This window comes from Cellulophaga sp. F20128 (assembly GCF_023015805.1).
Taxonomy (GTDB): domain Bacteria; phylum Bacteroidota; class Bacteroidia; order Flavobacteriales; family Flavobacteriaceae; genus Cellulophaga.
This window is the reverse complement of the sequence record NZ_JALKBA010000006.1, coordinates 118,657-145,177: the sequence shown is the minus strand read 5'-3', so window position 1 is coordinate 145,177 and position 26,521 is coordinate 118,657. Positions and strand designations below refer to the sequence as shown.

Here is a 26,521-nt window from a genome sequence, read left to right as displayed (position 1 = left end):
TCCATTTAATAGTGAAATTTAGCAAAAATGAATTTAAAGTACCTCATAAAATAATTGAAGGTTTTATTCAAATAATTCCTGCTTTTCTCCTTTCTGTAAATCTACAACCCATTCCTTATCTTTATAAAAAACGGATACTTTCCCACCACTATGTGCCCGAATTACCGCTTTGGTTATGTTTTTATTTTCCCATTCAATATCGAGCTCATAATTACCTCTTGCTTTAAGCCCTTTTACCTTTCCAGAAGACCATTCTTTGGGCAAAGCGGGTAACAGTTTAATGCTGCCGTCTTCATGTGATTGCAGTAACATTTCGGCTATTCCAGCCGTTGCACCTAGGTTGCCATCAATTTGAAATATTTTTCCAATTAAATCGAACATATTAGGGGAAAGTTGATGTCCCATCATTTGGTTGATATGCTCTAAACTTTTATCTCCTTGTAACAGTCGTGCATAAAAATTAATTACCCAAGCCCTGCTCCAGCCGGTTTGTCCGCCTCCATAAGACAAGCGTTTTTCTATGGTTTTCTCTGCCGCAGTAAAGAGTTCTTTTGTTTTCGGTGTAATTTGGTTAGAAGGGTAAAGTGCGTATAAATGAGACATATGCCGATGGCCCGGTTCTGCTTCATCATAATCAAAATACCACTCTTGAATAGTTCCATTTGCCCCGATCTTGGTTTTTGGAAGCTTTGCAAGCGCTGCCCGAACCTTATTGGTAAGTATATTTTTGCCTAATATTTTTTCAGATTCTAAGCAGGCTTTAAACAAGTCCTTAATAAGTTGTATGTCCATTGCAGCGGCTATGGTATTCCTCATTTTTTCCCCTGATTCAGGGTCTATATACGCATTTTCGGGAGAGTAAGAGGGGGTAGTGACTAGTTCCCCAGCATCATTTTCTTGTAAAAAATCTAAAACAAATTGTGTTGCTCCCTGCAATACAGGATAAGCAGTAGTGTTTAAATAGTCTTGGTCTTGGGTAAATTCATAATGCCTCCAAAGTGAAAGGGACATCCATGTACCTGCCAGTGGAAAAGAATAGCCATTGGTTAGCTGAGAGTCCTTATTAGATCCAGAAGGTGTTGTTCGGCCAAAAGGATTGGATACATGATGTGCCATCCACCCGTGGGATCCTATAAAGTTTTTTGCTGTGGTTTTGCCTTGCTCAGCTAATTTTACCATATAATTAGATAAGGGGTCAAATGTTTCAGATAGGTTGCAGAGGTCTGCTGGCCAATAATTCATTTGTAAATTAATGTTTAAATGGAAATCAGATTCCCACGGTGCCCACATATCTTTATTCCATACCCCTTGTAAGTTACTCGGCAAAGAAGCTCGGTTTGCAGAGCTTCCCATTAATAAATACCTGCCGTATTGAAAGAATAAAGTAGTTAAATGATTGTCATTGGTACCATTGCTTACATTCTTTAAACGCACATTAGTAGGTATGGTATCTAGCAAGCTGTCCGTTAATGATAATTGTACCCTATTGAACATTTTACTGTGTTCGGCAATATGTTGGGCTTTGGCTTCTGAATAGGAAACCTCCATGGCAGCTTCAAGTATTTGAGCTGTGTTTAGTTGGGTGTCTATAGTGCTGTCAAAATTTAGGGCTGCTAGATTATAATCTGTGGTGGCACTAACGACTACGGTGAAATTTGTACTATTTTCTAGGGTAAGTGTAGTATCCTTTTTGCCTAATTTACCATCTTTATATAAGACCGCTATTTGCGATGCAAATTTCATGTGCAGACCGCCTTCTCCAGAGCCTCCTGGGTTATCATCATAGCCATTGGGGTCGTCAAATATCTGACCGTTTATTTGGAGAATGTTATCTTCACTAATAGTTTGAACGATATCTTTTTTTCTAGAAAATGAAATACGACTATTAATAGCTTCGCCATCTAAACTTTTGAAGTTATGGTAGATCACATTATAGGTGTTGGATATAAAAGATTCCCGAATAAAACGTTTGCCATTAATTGAATAATTTATAGTGACGATACCATTGTTTAAATTTAATTCTCGTTTGTAGTTTTCTGCCTCGGCTTTATGATTAAAAGTGATGTCTAGGTTTCCCAAAGGCTCATACGATCTAATTGATGTTGGCGATACGGCCAGATGTTGCATACCGTAGTGAAGCGCTTCCTTATACTTGCCCTCTAGATTTAATTGCTGGAACTTTGCATAATGTACGCCAACTTTTTCTGGAAAGGGATCTTCAGGCTTCCCGGCCCAAAGGCTTTCTTCGTTGAGCTGTAGTTGCTCTTTGTTAATGGTACCATTAACCATAGCACCTAATCTTCCGTTCCCCAAAGGCAAAGCTTCTAGCCAATTTTCAGCAGGTGAAGTGTACCAAAGCGACATGGGCTGTGGTTGGATTTTGTTTTCTGAGGATGAGGTACAACTCCATATAAAAATAAATAATATGAATATTTTGATAAGATAGATTTTATTGGCCATAGGATATCGAATTAATACGGTACAACAAAATAAGTATATTTAGTGCAACTGACCTAATAATAACAATTAATTTTTGTAAATTGCACTAAAATGAACTCTAAGTAATGAACAGAAGAAAATATATTAAAACCATTGCTCTTGGAGCATTTATACCTAGTTTTTCGGCAGCTGCTTTCCCTTTAGATATACTGACTTCAGGAAGTAAATTAAAAGGTGTCAATTTTAATAGTAATTGGGAAAATTGGTCAGATATGAAATGGGTTGGACCTGAATATTGGGGCAATCGTATGCAGGACTGGAAGCTTAAAAATGGGATGGCTGTTTGTAGGCTAGCTGGTGCCAATAGAAACTTACAATTATTAACCATACAAAAACCTAAAAAAACCACAGATTTTAGTATTGGTGTTACCATAACTATGTTGGATAGGCTACCATCTTCTGAAAGTGGATGTATTGGTTTAAGAATAGGCTCAAAGGGTTTGTTTGACGATTATAGATCTGCGGCTGTTTTTGGAAAAGGCTTAGATATAGGGTATGCACTTAGCGGTAATTTCAAGGTTGGAAAAGAACGTATTGCTACTGGTTTTACCAAAATACCAACTGCTAGTAGACTGCTGGTCGATTTTAAACAGCGTGGAGACGGTTATGATTTAAAAGTATCGATTACGGACAATGAAAAAAATAACGAACTTTTTGTATCAGAAAGTATTCCAATAGATGCAGATGTCGTTGCAGGGAATTTTGGATTACTTGCGGATGTAAATACAAAGTCAAGCCTAAAATCAGATGAATTTGTTGGTTTTTCAGATTGGAAAATTACTGGTGATGACCTGTATGTGAATGAAGAACAACTCTTTGGACCTGTGTGTTTTGCCCAATATACTTTACATCAAAATAAATTAAAAATAACAGCACAACTGGCTCCAATAGAACAAATTAAAGGACATAAGGTTGTTCTGCAGTTTAAAGAAAATGGAGTTTGGGGTACCCGAGCTACCAAAACAATTGAACATATTGGGAGGGCTGTTAATTTTGCCATCGAAGATTGGAATGCAACAAAAGACACACCTTACCGCGTTTCAGTTGAGCTGCCTTTAAAAAATGAAATTCATCAATATACCTATGATGGTACCATTGCCAAAGAACCTGTAGATAAGGAGGAGGTATCCGCTGCCGTTTTTAGTTGTAACATGCATTATGGGTTTCCCGATACCGATGTGTATGATAATGTATCTAAGCTTAACCCAGATATCATACTATTTTTAGGAGATCAATTTTACGAGGGAACCGGAGGTTTTGGGGCACAACGTACAGGAGATATAGACGATCTTTGCTTGGGTTATTTAAGAAAATGGATGATGTTTGGTTGGTCTTATCGTGAGTTATTTAGGCATAAACCTTGTGCTATTATTCCTGATGATCACGATGTATATCACGGTAATGTTTGGGGTGAAGGAGGAAAAAAAGCAGATATTAGCCAAGGACATGGTATGCTAGCCCAAGATTCTGGGGGGTATAAGATGCCAGCAGAATGGGTGAATATGGTACAATATACGCAAACAAGCCACTTGCCCGATCCTTATGACCCAACGCCTGTAAAACAAGGAATTGGGGTGTATTATACCCATTGGAATTACGGAGGATTAAGTTTTGCAATTCTAGAAGATAGAAAATTTAAGTCGGCTCCCAAACATATCCTACCACCAGAGGCCGATGTGGTGAATGGATGGATACATAACAAAGATTTTGATATTAAAAAGCACAGAGATTTAGATGCTGTTCTTTTAGGAGACCGGCAACATAAATTTATAGATGATTGGTCTCAAGATTGGGGAAATAATGTAGAAATGAAAGTAGTCTTATCACAAACCAATTTTGCAACAGTGGCTACCTTGCCTAAGACCGCTTTAAATGATAATGTGGTGCCTTCATTGCCAATTCCTGAAAAAGGGGAGTATGTATTGGGAGATACCCCTACAGTAGATATGGATTCTAATGGTTGGCCAGCCAACCAAAGGGATAAAGCTGTTGAAGCGATACGTAAATGTTTTGCTTTTCATATTGCTGGGGATCAGCATTTGGGAAGTTTTATACAATATGGGGTAACCGAACACGGAGACAGTGGTTATGCCTTTGCAGGACCAGCCCTCAATAATATTTGGCCAAGGCGATTTTGGCCAGAAGTAAATAGTAAAAATCACAGTTATGATAAACCGGCATATACCGGAGATCATATTGATGGTTTTGGAAATAAGTTAACTGTATATGCTGTGGGCAATCCTTTTCATACAGGATTAGAACCAGCAATAGTGCATAACAGAGCTACTGGTTATGGTATCGTTACTTTTAATAAAAAAGAAAGAACCATTGAAACTGCTTGCTGGGCGCGCTATGCAGATCCTACAAAAGGGGCTAGTTCTCAACTTCCAGGTTGGCCAGTTACTATTAAACAAGAAGATAATTACGGCAGAAAAGCTGTAGCTTGGTTACCTACAATAGAGGATGTTGACGGTGTAAAACCATTACTTTCTGTATTTGATGAAAATGAAACATTGGTGTATTGTATAAAAATGACATCAAATGTATTTAAACCTAAGGTTTTCGCTATGGGAAAGTATATAATAGTATTAGAAAACTCTACAACTAAAGAGAAAAAAATATTCATTAAGGTTAAAGCTAAAACAGCAAATAAAAAGACTATAAAAGTTACGTTTTAAAAAGGTTATACCTTTGTCGCAGTATTTTGATGGTTACCATAAATTTATCTAAAGATCTCTCTAGTGAAATAGGTTATATGATACGGGGTAACTCTTTGTAATTCAGTTTAATGTGGATTGAAAATGTGATATCATTCTTAAAAAATTGATTTAGGAAGTAAGTAGCGCAGTTTGTTGAATAAGCAATCTGCGCTACTTATCTTTTTAATGTGGTAGTTTGTCTTTAAGAATTCCGTATAAAAAAGTACCTAAAACAGCAAAAACAATCACTATTAAAATTGGCAAATACCCAGCTCCAATGAGTGTAAACATAGGTCCAGGGCATGCTCCAGAAAGTGCCCAGCCCAATCCAAATATGATGCCGCCAATTAGGTAGTTACGTATGCCTTTGTCCTTCGGTAGGATCTGGATTTTTTCACCATAAAAAGATTTTATACCAAACCTTTTTATAAGCTGAATCATAACAATACCAATCACCAATGCAGAGCCTATTATGCCATACATATGAAAGGATTGGAATTGAAACATTTCATAGATACGAAACCATGATGCGGCTTCAGATTTAAACATTGTGATGCCAAAAAATATCCCGATACCTAAATATACTAGTGTTCTCATAGCTTAAAAAATTAAAGGAAAAATAACATGAATCATAAATAAACCTCCAATAAAAAAGCCAATTACGGCTATTAGGGAGGGTAACTGTAGGTTGCTTAGCCCTGAAATTGCATGACCCGAAGTACATCCACCAGCATATCTAGCACCAAAACCTACCAAGAGTCCGCCAATAGCTAGTAGTAAGACACTTTTCATATTACTTAAGGCGGAAATATCAAACAATTCTGTTGGCAAATAAGCTGTACCTGCACTAGCAAAGCCCAATTCCTGTAGGTCTTCAATAGTTTTAGGGGAAATAGCAACTTCCGTAGTAGTGGATAAGTAGGTAGAACCTAAAAATCCGCCAATAATGGCTCCAAGAACCACAATTAAATTCCATCGTTGTGACTTCCAATCAAACTTAAAAAAATTGCTTTTACTGCCTGCCCCACAGATGGTACAAAGTGTTCTAAGGTTGGATGACATTCCAAACCTCTTGCCTACCATAAGTAGTAAAAACATAATTAAGGCTATAAGCGGGCCAGCCACATACCAAGGCCAGGGTTCTAAAATATAATTCATAATTTCATCTTTTGAAAATCATTACAAAGAAAATGTTTTTAATTAAGATAAGCGGCAATGTCTACTTGTTAAGAGAAAGAAATTCTTATTTATTGCCTGCTTTTTAGTACAACCAATTAATTTGTTTCTTTTATTATGTAGGTTTGTAACCATAGAAACCCATTTTAGACTGGATTATAAATGAGCGTTATTTTTTTTCAATGGATTCATTAACTCAAATTGTTCTAGGTGCTGCAGTTGGTGAGGCAGTATTAGGGAAGAAGATCGGCAATAAAGCAATGTTGTATGGCGCAATAGCAGGGACCATACCAGACTTAGATACTTTTGCCTCTTATTTTACTGATACGGTAACAGCCTTAAAAATTCACCGAGGTTTTACGCATTCCCTATTTTTTTCTATTGTTTTTGCGCCAATCTTTGGCTGGTTGGTATCCACTTATGAAAGCCATAAAAGTATAAAAAATTGGACTTGGTTATTTTTCTGGGCATTTTTCACACATCCGCTTTTGGATGCACATACCACTTGGGGGACACAATTATTTTGGCCATTAGACCTTAGATTAGCCTTTAAGACCATTTTTGTAATAGACCCCTTATACACGGTGCCATTTCTGGTATTTTTGATTCTTGCAATGCGTCAAAACCGTAGTTCAAAGAAGCGACGGTTTTATAATTCAATGGGATTAATTATGAGCAGTAGTTATTTGGCGCTAACGTTTATCAGTAAAGGCATTGCATACAAACAATTTGAAGTAGCACTAAAAGAGCAGCAAATTGATTTTGTGGAGTTAGAAACCAAACCCTCTCCTTTAAATACCATATTATGGACAGCCAATGTAGCTGTTAAAGACCATTTTTTAATTGGGTATTACTCCTTTTTTGATACCCAACCCATTCAATTTCAATCCTATCCAAAAAACCATGAGTTGTTGGGTGATTTAATCAACAATAAAAAAATGAAAAAGATGATAGGGATTACTAAAGGGTGGTATACCATTACTAAAAAGGATGGTAAACTCTATTTTAACGATTTGCGATTTGGAGTGTTGAGCATACAGCCAAATGCTCAAAATTTTGTATTTCAATTTTTGATAGAGCTGGATGAAAACGGAACACTTCATTTTATAGAACAACCAAAAGACAAGACAGAAGGGAAGCAATTGCTTATTGATTTATGGCAGCGCATAAAAGGAAATTAATGTTTTTTTATTAAACAGTTGGATTTCTTTGGTTCTTTAAACGGCACTAAAATAGATAATATAGGAAGTTTAACCGCAATTATTGTCAATATAACCAATATATAAAAATACGGGTTTGGGTTGGGTTACCTTCGCTTTTATTACAAATTAAACAGGTTAGAATATTATAGGGATTTCCCAAGACCTATACTACAATTGCTATGAAAAATAAACTTAACCCAGACTACTTTTTAATTATACTTGCTGCGCTATTTTTTGGACTTTTGGTTTATTTAATTGTAGAAATTATACTTGTCCTAAGCTAGTTGCAACCTCCTTCTTTTGTGGATTAGGCTAAAAGCTTGTAGATGTTTTTTATTTCTGTAATATTAAATTCCTTTTCTTGAAACCAATCATAGGCAACTATTTTTTCATTTTCCAATTGAGCATCTCTAATAGCGTCTAGTGTTACCCTATGCCAATGAACACCTTTTTTTTGGGATACAGCATATCCAACATCGCTAATGATATATGATTTTCTCGGCTGATTTACCAATTTTACACCGTTTTTAAGAACGGCCAAAGTTTTAGTAAGGCGCACAACTTCAGAAAAGGAATAGCGTGCAAAATCGTTAAACCCATCTCTAGTAACATTAAATAATTTATCACCTTCTTTTAAATACTCCATATCAATTTCAGAAAGAGAACAAAAATAAAAGGTTCATTGTCTTTTTGGTTTGTTGAAGCATACTACTTATTAACAAAATCGATATTTTATTTTTGATGTACTAATACTGGGCTGCTTTCCCGTTAGTTAGACCTTTTTGGAGGGATGATTTCAATAAAAATCAGTTGTAATTATGTAACATATTCTAAGAAATAAATTACTATTTGTTGAAACGAAGAGAAACGTCATAAATTTTTCTATTTTTATAAAAGCAGAGCATTGTTTCATTCATGGAAGGGAATACAGCTTGAATGTTTAGAATAAGATAAAAAAATAACAGTATGAAAAGAAGAAAATTTGTAAGCACAAGTGCCTCTGCTATGGCAGGTGTGGCAGGTCTCTCCATTATACCATCGTCAGTATTGGGAAAAACCTTTGGTAGTATAGCACCGAGTGACAAGGTAAATTTGGCTTGTTGCGGTATTGGAAATAGGGGAGGCGATATAACCAAAGCCTTATACAATACCGGGTTGGCAAATATTGTGGCATTGTGCGACACAGATATGGGAGCACCGCACACCTTAGAGGTTCTTAAAATGTTTCCAGACGTTCCTAGATTTAAAGATTTTAGAGAAATGTTTGAAAAGATGGGGGATAAGATAGATGCTGTAAGTGTTGGTACTCCAGATTTCTCACATTTCCCAATTACAATGCTGGCCATGTCTTTTGGTATTCACGTTTATGTTGAAAAGCCAATGGCTAGAACTTTCAATGAGGTTGAGTTGATGATGAAATGTGCCGAGAAGCACAATGTCGTTACTCAGATGGGGAATCAAGGGCATTCAGGGGCCAATTATTTTCAATTTAAAGCATGGAAGGAAGCAGGGATAATTAAAGATGTGACCGCCATAACAGCACATATGAATAGTCGTCGTCGTTGGCATGGATTTGATCCTAACATGACAAGCTATCCTAAAAAAGAGGCTATGCCAGATACTTTAGATTGGGATGCTTGGCTATCAACAGCTAGTGAACATGATTACAATAAGGATTTTATCAATGGACAATGGCGTTGTTGGTACGACTTTGGAATGGGAGCTTTAGGTGATTGGGGCGCACATATTATGGATACAGCTCACGAGTTCCTAGATCTTGGATTGCCCTATGAAGTAGACCCTATTAAATTAGACGGTCACAATCCGTTTTTCTTCCCCATGTCTTCAACACTTGTTTTTAAATTTCCAGAACGAGGAACAATGCCTGCCTTAGATATTACCTGGTATGATGGTTTAGATAATAAACCTCCGCTTCCTAAAGGATATGGCGTTTCTAAAACAGATCCAAACATACCACCACCAAGTAATGGAAAAATAGCTACTACAAAATTAAACCCGGGTAAAATAATATATGGAAAAGACCTCACTTTTAAAGGAGGTTCTCATAGTAGCACACTATCAATTATTCCTTCTAAAAATTCAAAAGATATTGAAAGATACTTACCTATAGTACCGGAAAGTCCATCGGATCACTTTCAAAACTTCTTATTAGCATGTAAAGGAGAAGAACAAACACGTTCCCCTTTTAGTGTAGGAGGACCATTGAGTCAGGTATTTACCTTAGGGGTGTTAGCACAACGATTAAATACCAAGTTAGTCTTTGACCGAGAAACAAAACAGATTACCAATAATCCATTGGCAAATTTGATGCTTACGGGTGCAGTTCCTCGTAAAGGGTGGGAGGAGTTTTATACCTTGTAATACTCAAATTAATAGGACTTATGCCAGTATAAAAAGATCATAACTTTCTTTCTATACTGGCATTCTTTTTTATTTAATACAATTTTTATTGCCTCTAGGCCTCACTTCTCTTTCTTTGTGTTCCTTTAAATGTACTCTTAGTACCTATTAAAAAACAGTGTGGAGCTTCACCTGTAATTTCCCCATTATTTCAGAGGCCTTAAATACCTACACTTTAAAATTAAAAATGTAAGTACTGTAGGGCATTTTGTTTTCAAATAACAAACTACTTCATAGATTATCGGCCTCATTTTTTAGATTAAAAAAACTTGGGTAAACTCACTGTTTACAATGCCTGATCGATTTAATGCACTTTAACGGTAAAAATAAGTAGTAGGTGTGTTTATTGCATAAAAAACATTTTATACAGGGTAATTTTGCACTCGCAAAAATAAAAAATGTTAAAAGCAATGAAAAATTTTAAAATTTTTACTCTAGTAATATTATCTTATATCATAACAATGACTTCATGTTCTACTGCCGAAACAGAGGATGACGTTTTATATAAAGAATTAAGCACTTCCAATAATTCTACTATGGAAAGTAATGTTCTGGGGTTGGTAAATGAATATAGAGCATCTAACGGGCTTATCTCTTTAAAATTTGCCAATGTTGCTTACAGTTTTGCAAAAGAGCACAATGAGTATATGATTGCAGAAGGGCGTATTAGTCATGATAATTTTGATCTAAGAGCTTCTAATTTGGCTGTAAAGGCCAAAGCTGATTTTGTTGCTGAAAACCTTGCAATGGATTTTACTACCGCTGAGGGTGTTGTGCATGCGTGGATCAATAGTCCTATACACAAAAAGGTTATGGAAGGTGATTATACACATTCAGCAATTCATATTAAAGCCAATGCAGAAGGGAAACTTTTTTTCACGCAAATGTTTTACAAATAATATAACGTTAGTCACTATGCTTTAGGGGGCGTTTTATAGAATAAAACTCAGATTTACGTTAAAGTCTATTATCTAATTGAAAGATAATAGACTTTTTTATGACGTAAAATTTAGATCATAAATACGTAGGAAAAATACTTGTTTTCCTGCTTAACCGTAAGATAATCATTTGGTTTAGGTCTTGTTTCCGTGCTTTTTATCCTATTTTGTTGCTTTTTACCGGGTATTATACACATAATCGATAAAATCAGTCATTTTATCGATTGTTGTGGTCGTTTCATCGAGTTTATGTGTTTCGTACAAAATAACGTTATTTTTATTGCGTTAAATGTAAGTTAAAACTTATTAAACATAATTAAACTTACGTGTATGAGTAAATATTTACTTCAATTTAAAAAAGTTGTTTTTGTAGTACTGCCTTTATTTTTGTCCATAGCGACAACTATAAATGCCCAAACAAAAATTTATGCAACTTCAGTAACAGATGAATATCAAACTGATAATGCAAGTCTTGCTCACGATGAAGACCTAACTACCAATGCCGCAATTAATGCTAGTTCTGGGCTTGTATTGGGTGCTGGTGCATATTCAGGTTATCTGGAACTTCAATTTCCTACCGTTGTACCTCAGAATACAACATCCTATGTAAAAATAGAAACGGAAGATGATTTACTTCCAAGTTTATTGGGAGGAAGTTTAGGAGGTCTTTTATCAGAGATAGTAGGTACCTTACTCATTGGAAATCAAGAAATTTTAGTTGAAGCCAAAAATAATGCCGCTACAATTCTACAAAGGGAATCAAATAATACGACCCATTTTGGCACAGATGAGCTACGTGTTGTTGTAAATAGCAATAATGATTATTTTTTAGCGATTACCCCAGACGTTGATTACAATAGGATTCGTTTGCAAAATAGAATGGGTTCTTTATTAGGGTTTTTCAACACTAAAACATTAGGACTCTATGAAGCGTTTTATACCAATGGTACTGGTGGAGGTTGTGGTCTTCCTAATTATACTGCTTATAATGGGTCTGGTTTAACTTTAGACTTATTGAACCTTGGAGGCGCAGGAGTTACAAATCCAAATTTTATTTTAGATGGGAACTCTAGTACATTTTCTGAACTTAGTTTAGGTATTTTAGGCGTCGCCGCACAAATAGAACAAACCGTTTTTTATGATAACGTTTCGCATGCTGATGATAATTTCTATATCAGATTAGCTGTAGACCCATCGTTATTGGCGGTAGGATTAGCGAATAATGTTGAAATCATTGCTCAAAATGGTACTCAAAATATTTATTCTGAGAATTTATCAAACCTATTAACTTTAGATCTTTTAGGTTTATTACAAGGAGGAGGAAGTGCCATGATTGGATTTGATCCTGGTGCATCCATAGATAGAGTTACTGTACGTTTATCTTCACTTTTAAGTGTAGCTTTAAGTCAGGAAATAAAAATTTTTGATATTTATAAAGCTCCTGCACAGCCAGTAATGACATCCCCAGTGGGTGATATAAATATCTGTGCTGGTTCTTCTGTTGATCTTTTAGCAGAAGCAGATGGTGCTAGTAATGTAGAGTTACGATGGTATGATGCCTTAATTGGTGGTAATTTGTTGGCAACAGTGAATTCTGGTACAGCCTATACAACACCCATATTAAATTCTGACGCCACCTATTACGTATCATCTGCAAAGATAGGATGTACAGAAGAATCCCCAAGGGTTACCGTAGCCGTAAACGTTGTAGATATTCCAACCGCTGCGGATATTACAGTGATTGGAAACCAAGACCCTATTTGTTCCATAACTGATGCTGTATTGGTGCCTTCTAGTACAATAGCAGGAACTTTTTCATGGTATTTTGATGCAGCCGGAAGTAGTGAAATTACGGATGGCCTAGTTGTAGGTAGTGTTACTTATTCGATAGATGGTAATGGAGTACTTAATATAACTGGCTTAAATGAAACAAGTGGACCTTATACGTATTACGTAAGTATTAGCGAAGATTTAGCCGGTTGTAAAAATGCCCCAGGCGATTTAAAAGAAGTAGTATTAGATGTAATAGATTCTAGTAATGCAGCTACTGTAACATTAGATTCTAGTATAACACTAGCCAATCTAATTAGTATTTTTCAAGGCAACCCTAGTACAAATGTAACAGGTGTAGTTTCTGGTAATGTTGCTCCTGGAGATGCTATTACACTATCTATAAATGGTACAACATATAATGGCGCATTAGATTCTAATTTAGAATTTGATATTACTGTAGATGGAATTGATCTTACAACCGATATAGACAATATACTTGAAGTTTTTATAGACGGGGGGTTGTGTAGTATTACAGCTGAGGTTATCGTAGATATACCAGAATTGGAAGTTGATGATCTCATACAAGAATTCTGTGCTTCAGATGCCCCTACTTTGGCAGATTTGGTAGTAGATAGTGATATTTCATTTTTTGGTAGCCTGTTAGGCGATGTTTTACTGGATATAAATACACCATTGGTAGACGGACAAGTTTATTTTGCTGGTGTAGAAGGTATTTTGGCCTCTATATTACCACGTGTTGCGATTACTGTAAATTTAACAGATTTGTTACCACCCACTACAATTAACATAAGTCAAACATTTTGTATGGGAGATGTCGTAACACTAGCCGATATTCAAATAAATGAGTCTGGAGCTGTCTTTTATGATAGTTTATTAAGTGGCTTGTTATTAGATATTACGACACCTTTGGTAGACGGCGGTGTATATTTTGCTGCAAATGTAGGTTCTGGTTGTGAGAGCACTACAAGATTAGCGATTACAGTTAGTTTTATTGATACTCCTCCTGCAACTACTTTGAATAGCACACAATCTTTTTGTGGCGAAGAGAATGCAGTTGTTTCAGATATTCAAGTAAATGAACCAAATGTTGTTTTCTATGACAGGGCAACAGAAGGTACTATGTTAGATCCTTCAGATGCATTAGTAGACGGTGGTATTTACTATGTCGCGAATGTGGAATCTGGTTGTGAGAGCGCAACAAGGCTAGCAATTACAGCAAATATTACAGAGACTCCGTCAGCAACTACTTCAAATACAACACAAACGTTTTGTGAAAGTGAGGATCCAATTATTGCCGATATTCAAATAAATGAATCGGACGTTGTTTTTTATGATAGCGAGACGGGAGGGACTATGTTAGACCCCTCAGCTGCACTTGTAGATGGTGGTATTTACTATGTTGCCAATGTAGCATCGGGTTGTGAAAGTTCTACAAGACAAATAATCAATGTTATTGTTACAGCAGAAGAAACGGTTACTATAATTGGAGAATTTGATGAAGTTTGTATATCAGAACGCACATATACGTATGAAACCGAAAGCAACAAACTAAATTATGTTTGGACCATAGTAGGAGGAAGCATAACAGAAGGGGGTACGAGTACTGATAATTCAGTAACGGTAACTTGGAATGAATTGCAAGATACTACTATTAAAGTTTCGTACGATAGCGATTTTGGTTGTAGCTCTGAGATTGAAACAGTTGATGTCTCAACGATGTCTTGTGGCGTTGTTTTAGGGGAAGAGTTTTGTCTCTTTGTATTCAATGAATTTACACCCAACAACGACGGCTATAACGACTTTTTTGAAGTAAATTGTATAGAAACATATGCTTCTACATTACAGGTTTTTAACAGAAATGGAAACCTTGTTTATAAAACTGTTAATTATCAAAATAATTGGAACGGAATTGCTAATGTCAATGGAGTTTTAAAGAAAGGGGATCACTTACCCTCTGGAACGTATTATTACATAATAAATATTCCAGAATTAAACAGGAATCTAACCGGATGGATTCAATTAGCAAGATAAACCCATAGTTAACCAAAATCATTTCAAATCAAAACCTTATGAATTTAATTAATAATAAAGGCGGGATATTGCTGCTTACTTTAATACTAAATGTAGGCATCCTATCCGCGCAACAAGCCCCTCAGTATACACAATATATGTATAACACAATGGTACTAAATTCCGGATATACCGGTACAAGTGGAACCTTAGAAGCAACTATACTTCATAGATCACAATGGGTAGGTCTAGACGGCTCTCCAAATAATCAGTCATTTTCAATTCAAGGAAAGGCTGGAAGAAAGGTTGGATTAGGGCTTACGGCTATAAATGATAAGCTAGGTGCTTCTAATAATATACAAGTGAATGGTAATTTTGCTTATGAATTACCAATAGGATATTACACTAAGTTATCCTTAGGAATTAATGCAGGCCTGGATGTGTTGAATATAGATTGGTCTAAAGGCAGTTATGCAGATGATATGGATCCTGTTTTTAGTGATAATGCTAAAACTGTTAGACCAATACTTGGTGCAGGTGCATTTCTATATAGTAACAATTGGTATTTTGGTTTATCTACAAATAATTTGTTTAACTCTCAACTTTATGATAAAGACGATGAGGTTGTGACCGATAGAAAAAGTCAATTTTATTTGATGGGCGGTTATGTTTTTGATCTGTCAAGAACCTTGAAATTTAAACCTGCTTTTTTAACGAAACATGTTGCGGGAGCACCAATGACAGTTGATGTATCAGGTAATTTTTTACTCAATGAAAAATTGAGTTTAGGAGTGGCCTACCGATATAATGATGCTGTTAGTGCCCTTGCAGGGTTTTATATTGTTCGCGAGTTGTTTGTTGGCTATGCATATGATTATTCTTTAACTGATTTAGGGGATTATAATAACGGGTCTCATGAAATTATTTTAAAGTATAACGTATTTGGAACAAAGAGAAGAGCACTATCACCAAGATTCTTTTAATAAGCAGTACTATGAAAAAAAACTTACTATATATAGTTATACTTTCAGTTACATTTTCAGTAGCTCAAAGCAAAGAAGAACGAGCAGAACTTTTCTATTCTGATTTTAAATTTGAAGAAGCCATTAATCTTTATGAAGATTTGGCATCAGAAAAACGGAGACCTTCCTTACAGATTATTCAACGTTTAGCAGATAGTTATTTTAATATTAATGAGTACCAGAGTGCAAAAGATTGGTATAGTAAATTATATGCTATTCAGGGTAAAGAAATAGAAGAGGGAAACCTTATTAAGCTGGTCCAATGTCTAAAAGCAAGTATGGAAATTAGTAAGGCAGATGAGCTTTTAAAAGAGTACTACAAAGATCCAATGAAATTAAAAATGATCTTGGCTCAAAAAGCTCATTTAGACAGTATATCTACTGAAAACCCAATGTATAAATTAACCAATTTAGAGTTTAACAGCGGAAAGTCTGATTTTGCACCAGCATTGTATAAAACAGGCTTGGTGTTTGCATCAACTAGAGATACATTAAAGTCAAATAAATTATATCCATGGAATAATCAGCCCTATTTAGATTTGTATTTTACAAACCCCAAGGTTACGGACTATGTCCCTGAAAAATTCCTTGAGAATATGGAGTCTTCTTTTCATGATGCTACCATTGCTTTTTCACACAATTCAAGAACTGTTTATTTTACACGTAATTATATCAAAAAGAACAAACTAAATGCAAATGCAGATGGACTGTCTAATATGGAAATTTTAAAAGGAACCATTTTAGATAATAAATTAATAAATGTTTCTTCTTTAAGCTTTAATAGTAAAGACTATTCCTGCGGGCACCCAACTTTAAGTCGCGATGGAATGTCCTTGTATTTTACCTCTGATATGCCAGGAGGTTATGGAGAAAGTGATATCTATGTAGTTGCGCTAACAAATACCGGTGATGCTGCTGGTTCTCCAGAAAACTTGGGCCCAGTGATTAACACAAGGGGAAGAGAAATGTTTCCTTTTGTAGGCAATGATATTTTATATTTTTCTTCAGATGGTCATTATGGACTAGGTGGATTGGATGTTTTTGCATCTGCGATACTTCCAAAGTTTGAATTTTCGTTACCCTTAAATAGAGGAGAACCTATTAATAGTAATATGGACGATTTTTCTTATATACGAGAAATGGCTTCCAATGATGGTTATATTGCTTCTAACCGTTTTGGAGGAAAGGGAGATGATGATATCTATTATTTTGAAGGAATTAAGCCAACAGATTGTCTTGAATATGCCGGTTATGTCCTGGATGAAAAAACAAAAGAACCAATAATAGAAGCTATTGTTGAGTTATTCGATTCGGAAGACGGTTTGGTATTAGCAACAAAAACGGATATTTATGGATTTTATAATTTTATACTTCCATGTGATAAAACAAATAAATTAGTGTTTTCAAAAAGGAAGTATTCTAAAAAATCCATTGTGGTAACAACAACAGATATAATTAATGAACCTTCTTTAAATAATAAGGTTTATTTAACGCCTTTTGAGAGCCTTGTAGTTAAGGATGGAGATGATATTAAAATTAATGTTGAACCTATTTATTTTGATTATGATAAGTCAGACATCACTGCAAGAGCCGAAATAGAATTAGAAAAAGTACTGTTCGCTATGCGTGAGTTTCCAGAAATAAAGATTAAAATTGAGTCACATACAGACTCAAGAGGAAAGGATGGTTATAATCTTAATTTATCTGACGCAAGGGCAAAATCTACTAGAAGTTATTTAATAGCCAATGGAATAGCGGATACCCGAATAGAGAGTGCCAACGGTTACGGAGAGAGTCAACTTAAAAATGAATGTAGCAATGGTGTAAAATGTACAGAACAAAAACATCTTGTTAACAGACGATCAGATTTTATAATTGTTCCTAAATAAATTTTCGCTTTAGCTAATAAAAAAAGAGCATTGCTATCTATAGCAGTGCTCTTTTTTTATACCTATATATGTTAATATTTCTATAAAAATAGGTGCCATCTTTTCATTTCTTTTCACTTCTTATTATTTTAGAATTTGTAATCTTGAAGACTAATTTTATGAAGACAATAATTTTTGTACTATCCTTTTTCTGTATTTCAATTGCTGTAAATGCACAAACTTCTACCAACGTAGATGCTATTAAAATTGGTGATGTTTTAATGATAGGTGAATCAACTGCAAATTCATACCAACACATTTACTTTCCCAAAAAGAACTTTATTATTAAAAAAGGAGGAATTGTTGATTATAAACGTATCCCTAAAAGCAAAGTTGTTATTACGGCTATTTCAGATAGTCCAGATGGCAAGGTTGAGGTTTCTTTTAAACTAAAAAACGGTAAGCAGTTTTTTAATAGTCATCGTATAATTAAAGCAGACCTTCTCAAAGCAATTCATTCTAAGGAACTTATGTTGTTGTAATGCCTTATAAACCCTAACAGGGGTTTTTAATAAATTGTTGTGCTCTAATTTCTATTCTAATAATAGAATAGATAAACATATATCAGTATTTTTACACAACCAACCAACAAAATCATAACCAATGAAAGTTAAACTTGTCTATATCGTTATATGTATGCTTCTCTGCGCTTGTAAATCAACCGTAAAAGAAGCTGGATCTGAAGAAAATGTAGTTTCACTTTTTAATGGAAAAAACCTTGATAAATGGACAGGGGATTCTCGTATTTGGTCTGTAGAAGATGGCAGTATTGTAGGACGTACAACCGATGAAAATAAAATTGAAAAGAATACTTTTTTAATTTATGAGGATTCTTTTGCTGATTTTGAACTTAGCTTCTCCTATAAAATTATAGGCGGTAATAGCGGGGTGCAATACCGATCTAAAGTAATAGACAACGATTTGTTTGTGGTTGGTGGATACCAGGCAGATATGGAAGCTGGCATTAATTATTCTGGCATATTATACGAGGAAAAGGGCAGGGGGATTATCGCTAAAAGAGGAGAGAAAATCACCATAGCAGAAGATGGAAAAAAGGCAATTGAACAATTTGTAAAGAGTGAAGAAATTCAGGCCATTATTAAGCAAGAACAATGGAATACTTATAAAATTGTAGCGAAAGGCAATCAGTTACAGCACTTTATTAATGGACATAAAACTATTGATGTAACAGACAACCAATTAGACAAAAAATCGGATGCTGGTATACTGGCGTTACAAGTGCATGCAGGGCCAAATATGGTTGTTTACTATACAAATATTGAGCTTAAACCTATCCTAAAGTAAATTTTTTATGTACCGTTGACTAAATCCAAATTAAGCGCTGTTTGCTTGGGCTTATATTATATTTGGTATATGAGTCAATCCTCTTCCTTCTTATTGAATAACACATCCTTGTGCTTTTCCACAATTATTGTTTTTTGCGTGCCAATTGCTCCTAAACTGTTGTTTTTCAGTGTTATTTGTTCAGTTTTATGCAATATCAAATTATTAGGTCATAAAAAAGTACTAAATTGTAGTCAAAAGGGTAGTTGAGAAGTGTATTGAAAATATTTTATTTAAAGTCTTCTATATGCGTTTAAACAAGGGTACCTAAGAGAAAACAAATCCAAACAGACCACTTATTCCTTAGTGTAAATGAAGAAAAACAATTGGTCATTTCCTGTTTTGCCTGCAACTAAAATGCACTTTATTTTTTTGTGCCTTTTATTTGCCAACACTGTTTTTTCGCAACTAGATAGTACCCGGATTAAATATTTAACTCTAGAGGATGGTCTTTCACAAGTTTCTACCAATGATTTACTTCTAGACAAGTTGGGGTTTGTATGGATAGCCACTCAAGACGGTTTAAATAAATTTGACGGTAGCACCTTTAAACACTATAAGTACAATGAAAATGATTCTACCACTATTTCTGGTAACCTTATCAATAAATTATTAGAAGATAAGAACGGGAATATTTGGATAGGAACCATTGCTAACGGACTTAACCTTTACAATCCAGTTAAGGATGTCTTTAAAAGGATTCGCTTAAAAAACTCAGGGGGTAATGAAATTATTTCGGACCTTGAAATAGACCCCGATGGGGCAGTATGGGTAGCTTCTCGTATTTCTGGTTTATATAGGTTTACTGCAAAGGATGACAATCTAAGTCAATCACATTTCTTAAAAAATAAACCACTAGGGGCATTGCTACACGATAAATCGGGTGATTTATGGGTTGGCGGATTTGAGGGTGAGGTGTACAGATTGAATACAAAGGATGAGCAATCATTCTTAAAAATACCAGAGTTTAAAGTTAATGGTAATGTACAATCCATTTATAGGGCCGGAAAGTATTTGCTCTTAGGGAGTGATTTTGGTTTTTATCGGTATGATATTCAAGCCAAAAAACTGGAACTTATAGAATTGGAAGAAACTGGTAATTTTAAAACCAAACATGTGTCTTCATTTTTAGAAGAAAAGGAAACACAGGTATGGATAGGTACAGGAAATGGAGTTTATTTGTTCGATTGGTTGCAGAAGAAAGTTATAAAAAAAATTCAGTATGGAACGGTTAATGGATTAAGCAACAATACCACTGAGGCATTATTGCGACTTAGCAAACAAAAAATTCTTATAGGTACCGCCAATTATCTAAATCTGATAGATTTTAGTCAGCCCTATTTTAGTAATATCTCTAAAGATAAACTAGGAGAACATTTATTAAATGACAATGTCATATTTTCTATTTTTAAGGATGGAACCGATTTATGGGTGGGTACCCCTGATGGTGGATTAAATTTGATTAGGGATGGTAAGGCGTATTATTTAACCCAGAACAATAGTAAGGAAAATGGTATTTCTGGGGCTGTAGTGAGGGCTATTGTAAAAGATGAAATAAACAAAAGAATGTGGTTGGGTACAACAAGGGGGCTGGCCATGATAGATTTAACCACATTTGACCCCAATAATCCAGAATTTCTGGTGTTTCACTCAGATCCCAATAATCCAAATTCAATTAATGGAGATTTTTTAAAGGATATTACCTTAGATAAGAATAACAATATTTGGGGGGCCACTTTTGGACACGGTATTTTTCGATTAGAAATGTCACCAGACAAAAAGGTTAAAATATTCCGCTATAGCAATGAAATTAATAATGTAAACTCGCTTAAAAATGACTTTACAGACTGTATTTTAGCGGATAAGGACAATACTATTTTGGTGGGTACTCAAGGAGGATTAACCAAGATTCAATTTGCCGATAAGAAGTATTCAGATCCCACGTTTTTTAACTATTATAAAAGTGCGAACTCAAAAAAACCATTGTCACATAATTCTGTTTATGATATTCTAATTGACAAACAAGAAAGAATATGGGTTGGTACTAGGTATGGGTTAAATTTGTTTTTAGGCGATAATGAATTTGAATCCTGGACAGAGCAAGACCAATTTCCAAATGCCGTTGTCTATATTGTTCAAAATGATAATGATGGTAACCTGTGGTTGGGTACTAATGACGGACTTATTAAGTTTATTCCAGAGAACGAAAGTTTCTCACAATACAATGTGGTTGACGGTATACAGAGTAACGAGTTTGATATTCATGCAAAATTTAAAGATAAGGATGGTACATTATATATGGGTGGAATAGGAGGTATTACCTACTTTAATCCTAAGAATTTAAAGAATATAGACACCCCCAAACCGCTTTATTTGTCTCAATTGAGAATAAAAGATCAAATAATGAGACCGTCTAACGTTTCGGGAATATTAAAAAATGCTGTTTTTCATACCAATGAAATTGAATTTAAACAAAATCAATTCCCTTTTTATTTAGAGTTTTCTACCATTGATTACAGTTTTAATAACAATATGAAATATGGGTATAAGCTATTACCAGATAATACGGAATGGAATATGCTTACAGATCCTAAAATTCAGTTTTTAAATCTACCATCAGGCAGCCACACCTTGCAAGTTAATGGTTTTGCAAGGGGCAAAGAATGGAATCAGGCTCCTTTAGAAATAAAATTAAACATACGCCCTCATTGGTATAAAACATGGTGGGCCTATCTGCTGTATGTTGGTCTTTTTATTGCCTTGGCTTTTAAATTATACCGGTTTCAGCTCTCTAGAAAACTTGCCCTAGCAGAAAGTGTACGTTTAAAAGATTTAGATCATTTAAAAAGTAATTTGTATACCAATATTACACACGAATTTAGAACACCCCTGACCGTAATTCTAGGGATGGCAAGTAATTTAAAGGCGAACCTTAGAAAAAAGGAGTTAGATTCAGCAGAAAATTCTTTAGAAATGATAGAGCGCAACGGGAGTAATTTGTTGCGATTGGTGAATGAACTTTTGGATTTAGCGAAGTTGGAAAACGAAAAAATGGATATAAATTTTATCAAAGGCGATATCATTCCTTTTATAAAATACCTTAGTGAAAGTTTTAGTACCATGGCAGATGAAGCACATATTAAGCTAATGGTATATGCCGAAATTGAATCCCTTGTGATGGACTATGACGTTGAAAAGGTATCTGCCATTATCTATAACCTTATTTCAAATGCCATTAAGTTTAATAATAAAGCTAGTGGAAAAATTATAGTACATATTAACCGTATCATTGAAAATAATAAGGAACAGCTGGTCCTTAAAGTGAAAGACAATGGAATGGGGATCTCAAAAGAAAATATACCCCATGTTTTTAATAGATTTTACCAAGTAAATACAAGTAAATCTAGGGCAACAGAAGGAACCGGAATTGGCTTGGCATTAACAAATGAAATGGTAAACCTACTCCAAGGATCTATTGAAGTTAAAAGTGAGATTAATAAGGGAAGTGAATTTATTGTATTGCTACCTATAACGCGAAATGCGGCGTACGCAGAAGACTATCATTTTGAACATAAACCAGAGCCTGTTGCCTTTAACCCACAGCGCCCTAGGGAGGTAGCCTTTCCAATTGATGAAGACTCAACATTACCCTTGAGTTTAATAATAGAAGACAATCATGATGTAGCCCATTATTTAGAAACCTGTTTAAAAGGAAAATATCAAACCTTACATGCTGTTGATGGTATTCAAGGGATTGAAATGGCTAAAGAAAGAGTGCCAGACATTATTATTTGCGATGTTATGATGCCTGGTAAAGACGGTTATGAGGTATGTGAGTTATTAAAAACAGATGAGCGTACTGACCATATTCCAATAATTATCCTTACCGCCAAGGTAGCTATGAAAGACAGGCTTAAGGGACTTTCACATGGGGCTGATGCATATTTAACGAAACCCTTTGTTAAGGAAGAACTATTTACAAGGTTAAATCAGCTTATTAGTCTGCGCAAAAAAATGTTGCTAAAAATGGAAAAGGATAGTTTTACCTCCTTTTTAGATAAAAAAGCAGAAAATCCTGAGGCTAAATTCCTTAAGAAAGTAATAAAGTTAATTCATGGGGAGATTGAAAACTCGAGCTTTGGTTCCGCCAGCCTGGCAATTGAATTAAGTTTAAGTGAATCTCAAATTTATAGAAAGTTAAAAGCAATTACCAATAAATCTACGGCAGTTTTTATCCGTTCAGTTCGTTTGCAACGCGCTAAGGAGTTACTTCAATCTAGCTCAAAAACGGTATCTGAAATTGCCTATGAGACCGGTTTTAACGATCCATCTTGGTTCAGTAGGGCATTTAAAGAGGAGTTTGGTGTTGCGCCTAGTGAATTTATTAAATAATTGAATATCAGATTTTTATCATCTTGTATTGCATCATTATGCAAGAATAGCACCTGTTTTTAAATTACAATGCAGAATTACTTCTACAGATTAAAATAATAGTTTATCCCTTAAAAACCATTGAGAGATACCTTGGTCCTACATAAAAAACGTGGGATATGGGAACTATTAAATTAAATTGGAAAAGCACTTGTAAAATCAATCTGTTTATTTGTTGTCTTATGTTATTTGCAGCAACTGGCTGTAATAAAGATGATGGGCCAGAGCCACAAATTGAACCGAAAAGCAGTGAGAAGCAAATTACAAGTTTTGTGTTTTTAATTACCAACAACGCTATAAGCACCAATATAGTGGCTACAATAGATGAAGAAAACAAGACCATTACTGCTACAATGCCTCCCAATACTAATATTACAGGCCTTTTACCGGAAGTGAAAATATCGGCATTAGCCTCCATAAGCCATGATACTGCACAAAACTTTACCAATCCAATAGTTTATACGGTAACTGCCGAAGATGGCAGTACCACTGTGTATACCGTTACCATTACCGCGCTTTTAACCCAGCGGCAAATATTACAAGCTATTTTGGATGCCAATCCCGAAAACACCCTTAGTTGGGATCTTGATGCAACAGCAGATTTGGGTGATTTAGATCGAGTTACCTTAAATACGGAAGATGAAATTATTGAATTAAGTATGACTGGTAGAACTATTTCTGCGCTTCCTAAAAAAATAGGTGAATTAGTCGCTTTAGAAAGGTTGGATTTGGGTATAAACCAAATTAATTCTTTGCCTCCAGAGATTGGACAATTAAAATCCTTAACAAATTTAAATTTAAGTTATAACAACTTTACTTCTCTTCCTCCAGGGATTGAACAGTTGGTAAATTTGAAAAGTTTAGGTTTAAATCGTAATCAGCTTTCAAACTTACCTTCTGAAATTTTTCTGTTAACAAAATTAGAATCTTTAAACATAGGACATAATCAGATAACCCAAATTCCAACAGGAATTAGCCAGTTAAGTAGTTTAAAAATTTTGAATATAAGTAGTAATGAGCTGACCTCAATTCCTTCAGAAATTGGGCAGTTAAGTAAATTAGAATTTACGGATTTACGTAGTAATAAGCTTACCTCAATTCCTTCAGAAATTGGCCAGTTATTTAATTTAATAAACATTATGTTACAAAACAATAAACTTACTTCCTTACCTCCAGAGATTGGCCAATTAGGTTATTTAACAGAATTGTTGCTAAATGAGAACCAACTTACTACCCTACCTGAAGAAATAGGACAATTAACCAGTTTAAAATATTTAGGAATAAGTGATAATCAAATCACTATTTTACCTCCAGAAATTGGATTTCTTAACAATTTACTTAGTGTACAAATGAAGGGCAACAACCTAATGTCAATTCCAATATCTATTTGTTTTTTAGTAGATTTTAATGGCCTGTCCTTAGTAAAAGATGATGGCATTAGTTGTTCTACCTCCTCACTAAAAGATGCCCTCATTCAAATATACAGTGCGAATCCAGGAAATACTTTAGGATGGGGTGTAGACAATTACCCAGGCGTTAAATTCAATGATATCTCTAATCCAACGGAAATGACAATGAATAATAAAAACCTTACTAGAATACCTGAAGACATTAATGTTTTTGGAGATTTAGAAGTATTAAACATAAATAGTAATGACATTTCAAGTTTTCCAGAGGTGTCTACTAATTTACGCAAGCTTACCACGATAACCGCGGCTTCTAACAACTTAACGACTGTTCCCGACAGTTTTCAACTATTAACCAATTTAACATTATTAAGTATCACCAATAATCCTATTAGTAGTATTCCAGCAGAAGTTTGCGAACTGCAAATATCCAATGGGGGTATCCTTACGATACTGGCAGATGCTGGTGAAGGTTGTAATTAAAGCTAGTTTAATAGTAAACATAAAATTATGAAAACACTGAATATTATAAATAAACAAATCATTTTAGTATGGCTACTGCTCTTGGTTTTTTCTTGTAGCAAAGATGATTCTGAGGATAAGAACCCACTATTTGGGGCTCATAAGACAGCCGTTTATGCGGTAGGGGCAATTCTAAAACCTGGAGATGTAATAGGGGCAACGCTATGGAAAAACGGAGAAGAATTACCAATAACCTCGGGTATCCCAGAGGCTGAGGCAAATGCTTTATTCGTAGAAGGTAAAGATGTGTACGTAGTTGGGTTTGAAAACAGTGGTGCTAATAAAATGGCTGTTGTATGGAAAAATGGGATAGGAACTCCATTGACAGATGGCAATTATAATGCGATAGCTACTTCCGTTTTTGTAGTTGGTAGTACGGTGTATGCAGGAGGGTTTGAGTCTAATGGCACCAAGAATGTGGCTAAAATTTGGAAAAATGGGGTGGAGATTGTTCTTAGCGATGGAAACAATGATGCTTATGTGAACGCTTTAGTTGTAGAAGGTGATGATGTATATGCCGCAGGATATTTTGTGGCAGTTAAAAGCCAAGCTACATTGTGGAAAAATGGCATAGAACTGACCCTAGAGAATAGTGAAACTGGTATCTCGCAAGTGAACTCGGTTTATATAGAAAATAATGCTGTTTATGCGGGGGGAATAGAATTTGTAGGAGGGAAGTTTATAGCTAAAACATGGAAAAATGGGGTAGAAACTTTTTTAACCAATGGGGATGAGGTTTCCAAAGTCAATCAAATCTTTGTTAAAGATGGTAAGCTGTACGCTGCCGGTAGGGAATATAGAGACGGTAAGGGTGTTGCTATGGTCTGGGAAAATGGGGCAGCCACAGCTTTAACAGATGGCAGCATCTCATCAGAAGCCAACGCTGTATTTGTTTTTAATAAGGATGTCTACGTAGTGGGGTCAGAGGGACCTATTGCGAAACTCTGGAAAAATGGGGAGCCAACAATCTTGTCTAATAATGCTTTTGCCACTGGCGTTTTTGTAGTCCGAGAATAGCAACCAGATAACCACAATAAAAACATTAGAGTCGCAACCGCCGCCTTGCCTACTACGGGCTATGGTGTCATTAGAAACGCAGGCCAGCTGCGGATGACCCTAAGCTGCTAAG

The 26,521-nt window shown here is 35.2% G+C and carries 16 protein-coding genes; 12 read left to right on the top strand and 4 right to left on the bottom strand.

The window, feature by feature from the left end:
- Window positions 1-63: 63 nt before the first annotated feature.
- Window positions 64-2,460, bottom strand: coding sequence for a glycoside hydrolase family 95 protein (locus MWU65_RS08230; RefSeq protein ID WP_247076871.1), 2,397 nt, complete (start codon window positions 2,458-2,460; stop codon window positions 64-66).
- Window positions 2,461-2,564: 104 nt separating this feature from the next.
- Here MWU65_RS08230 and MWU65_RS08225 point away from each other — a divergent pair, with 104 nt between their 5' ends.
- Complete coding sequence (locus tag MWU65_RS08225) at window positions 2,565-5,177, top strand: alkaline phosphatase D family protein (protein ID WP_247076869.1); 2,613 nt, start codon at window positions 2,565-2,567, stop codon at window positions 5,175-5,177.
- Between the two features lie 204 nt (window positions 5,178-5,381).
- On the opposite strand, the gene MWU65_RS08220 is transcribed toward MWU65_RS08225, so the two are convergent.
- Window positions 5,382-5,795, bottom strand: a complete 414-nt coding sequence (locus MWU65_RS08220; protein WP_247076867.1) for a DUF6691 family protein — start codon at window positions 5,793-5,795, stop codon at window positions 5,382-5,384.
- A 3-nt stretch (window positions 5,796-5,798) separates the two neighbouring features.
- Window positions 5,799-6,356, bottom strand: coding sequence for a YeeE/YedE thiosulfate transporter family protein (locus MWU65_RS08215; RefSeq protein WP_247076865.1), 558 nt, complete (start codon window positions 6,354-6,356; stop codon window positions 5,799-5,801).
- Between the two features lie 200 nt (window positions 6,357-6,556).
- Here MWU65_RS08215 and MWU65_RS08210 point away from each other — a divergent pair, with 200 nt between their 5' ends.
- The gene (locus MWU65_RS08210) at window positions 6,557-7,555 is read left to right on the top strand and encodes a metal-dependent hydrolase (RefSeq protein WP_247076863.1); all 999 of its coding nucleotides are present in this window, start codon (window positions 6,557-6,559) and stop codon (window positions 7,553-7,555) included.
- 328 nt (window positions 7,556-7,883) lie between these two features.
- On the opposite strand, the gene MWU65_RS08205 is transcribed toward MWU65_RS08210, so the two are convergent.
- Window positions 7,884-8,222, bottom strand: a complete 339-nt coding sequence (locus tag MWU65_RS08205; RefSeq protein WP_247076861.1) for a pyruvate kinase — start codon at window positions 8,220-8,222, stop codon at window positions 7,884-7,886.
- Between the two features lie 320 nt (window positions 8,223-8,542).
- Between MWU65_RS08205 and MWU65_RS08200 the strand changes: the two genes are divergently transcribed.
- The 10 genes from MWU65_RS08200 (at window position 8,543) to MWU65_RS08155 (ending at window position 26,409) form a co-directional block, all read left to right on the top strand.
- Window positions 8,543-9,958 carry a Gfo/Idh/MocA family oxidoreductase gene (locus MWU65_RS08200; RefSeq protein ID WP_247076860.1) on the top strand — a complete coding sequence of 472 codons (1,416 nt, stop codon included), beginning with the start codon at window positions 8,543-8,545 and terminating at the stop codon, window positions 9,956-9,958.
- Between the two features lie 449 nt (window positions 9,959-10,407).
- The gene (locus MWU65_RS08195; protein ID WP_247076859.1) at window positions 10,408-10,896 is read left to right on the top strand and encodes a CAP domain-containing protein; all 489 of its coding nucleotides are present in this window, start codon (window positions 10,408-10,410) and stop codon (window positions 10,894-10,896) included.
- A gap of 369 nt (window positions 10,897-11,265) precedes the next feature.
- The gene (locus tag MWU65_RS08190; protein ID WP_247076858.1) at window positions 11,266-14,760 is read left to right on the top strand and encodes a gliding motility-associated C-terminal domain-containing protein; all 3,495 of its coding nucleotides are present in this window, start codon (window positions 11,266-11,268) and stop codon (window positions 14,758-14,760) included.
- 38 nt (window positions 14,761-14,798) lie between these two features.
- Complete coding sequence (locus MWU65_RS08185; protein WP_247076857.1) at window positions 14,799-15,722, top strand: type IX secretion system membrane protein PorP/SprF; 924 nt, start codon at window positions 14,799-14,801, stop codon at window positions 15,720-15,722.
- 11 nt (window positions 15,723-15,733) lie between these two features.
- Window positions 15,734-17,650 carry an OmpA family protein gene (locus tag MWU65_RS08180; RefSeq protein WP_247076856.1) on the top strand — a complete coding sequence of 639 codons (1,917 nt, stop codon included), beginning with the start codon at window positions 15,734-15,736 and terminating at the stop codon, window positions 17,648-17,650.
- A gap of 158 nt (window positions 17,651-17,808) precedes the next feature.
- Window positions 17,809-18,171: a hypothetical protein gene (locus MWU65_RS08175; protein WP_247076855.1), complete on the top strand. Its 363-nt coding sequence runs from the start codon at window positions 17,809-17,811 to the stop codon at window positions 18,169-18,171.
- Window positions 18,172-18,292: 121 nt separating this feature from the next.
- Window positions 18,293-18,994 (top strand): DUF1080 domain-containing protein, encoded by a 702-nt coding sequence (locus tag MWU65_RS08170; protein WP_247076853.1) that lies wholly within the window; start codon window positions 18,293-18,295, stop codon window positions 18,992-18,994.
- Between the two features lie 351 nt (window positions 18,995-19,345).
- A complete protein-coding gene (locus tag MWU65_RS08165; RefSeq protein WP_247076852.1) occupies window positions 19,346-23,425 on the top strand; it encodes a hybrid sensor histidine kinase/response regulator transcription factor in 4,080 nt (1,359 codons plus the stop codon).
- A gap of 158 nt (window positions 23,426-23,583) precedes the next feature.
- A complete protein-coding gene (locus MWU65_RS08160) occupies window positions 23,584-25,353 on the top strand; it encodes a leucine-rich repeat domain-containing protein (protein ID WP_247076851.1) in 1,770 nt (589 codons plus the stop codon).
- Between the two features lie 27 nt (window positions 25,354-25,380).
- Window positions 25,381-26,409 carry a hypothetical protein gene (locus tag MWU65_RS08155; protein ID WP_247076850.1) on the top strand — a complete coding sequence of 343 codons (1,029 nt, stop codon included), beginning with the start codon at window positions 25,381-25,383 and terminating at the stop codon, window positions 26,407-26,409.
- The last annotated feature ends 112 nt before the right edge of the window (window positions 26,410-26,521 follow it).

Excerpts from the sequence above, each read along its gene's own strand:
- MWU65_RS08230 (WP_247076871.1), bottom strand. The coding sequence starts at position 2,460 with ATGGCCAATAAAATCTATCTTATCAAAATATTCATATTATTTATTTTT.
- MWU65_RS08225 (WP_247076869.1), top strand. The coding sequence starts at position 2,565 with ATGAACAGAAGAAAATATATTAAAACCATTGCTCTTGGAGCATTTATA.
- MWU65_RS08220 (WP_247076867.1), bottom strand. The coding sequence starts at position 5,795 with ATGAGAACACTAGTATATTTAGGTATCGGGATATTTTTTGGCATCACA.
- MWU65_RS08215 (WP_247076865.1), bottom strand. The coding sequence starts at position 6,356 with ATGAATTATATTTTAGAACCCTGGCCTTGGTATGTGGCTGGCCCGCTT.
- MWU65_RS08210 (WP_247076863.1), top strand. The coding sequence starts at position 6,557 with ATGGATTCATTAACTCAAATTGTTCTAGGTGCTGCAGTTGGTGAGGCA.
- MWU65_RS08205 (WP_247076861.1), bottom strand. The coding sequence starts at position 8,222 with ATGGAGTATTTAAAAGAAGGTGATAAATTATTTAATGTTACTAGAGAT.
- MWU65_RS08200 (WP_247076860.1), top strand. The coding sequence starts at position 8,543 with ATGAAAAGAAGAAAATTTGTAAGCACAAGTGCCTCTGCTATGGCAGGT.
- MWU65_RS08195 (WP_247076859.1), top strand. The coding sequence starts at position 10,408 with ATGAAAAATTTTAAAATTTTTACTCTAGTAATATTATCTTATATCATA.
- MWU65_RS08190 (WP_247076858.1), top strand. The coding sequence starts at position 11,266 with ATGAGTAAATATTTACTTCAATTTAAAAAAGTTGTTTTTGTAGTACTG.
- MWU65_RS08185 (WP_247076857.1), top strand. The coding sequence starts at position 14,799 with ATGAATTTAATTAATAATAAAGGCGGGATATTGCTGCTTACTTTAATA.
- MWU65_RS08180 (WP_247076856.1), top strand. The coding sequence starts at position 15,734 with ATGAAAAAAAACTTACTATATATAGTTATACTTTCAGTTACATTTTCA.
- MWU65_RS08175 (WP_247076855.1), top strand. The coding sequence starts at position 17,809 with ATGAAGACAATAATTTTTGTACTATCCTTTTTCTGTATTTCAATTGCT.
- MWU65_RS08170 (WP_247076853.1), top strand. The coding sequence starts at position 18,293 with ATGAAAGTTAAACTTGTCTATATCGTTATATGTATGCTTCTCTGCGCT.
- MWU65_RS08165 (WP_247076852.1), top strand. The coding sequence starts at position 19,346 with ATGAAGAAAAACAATTGGTCATTTCCTGTTTTGCCTGCAACTAAAATG.
- MWU65_RS08160 (WP_247076851.1), top strand. The coding sequence starts at position 23,584 with ATGGGAACTATTAAATTAAATTGGAAAAGCACTTGTAAAATCAATCTG.
- MWU65_RS08155 (WP_247076850.1), top strand. The coding sequence starts at position 25,381 with ATGAAAACACTGAATATTATAAATAAACAAATCATTTTAGTATGGCTA.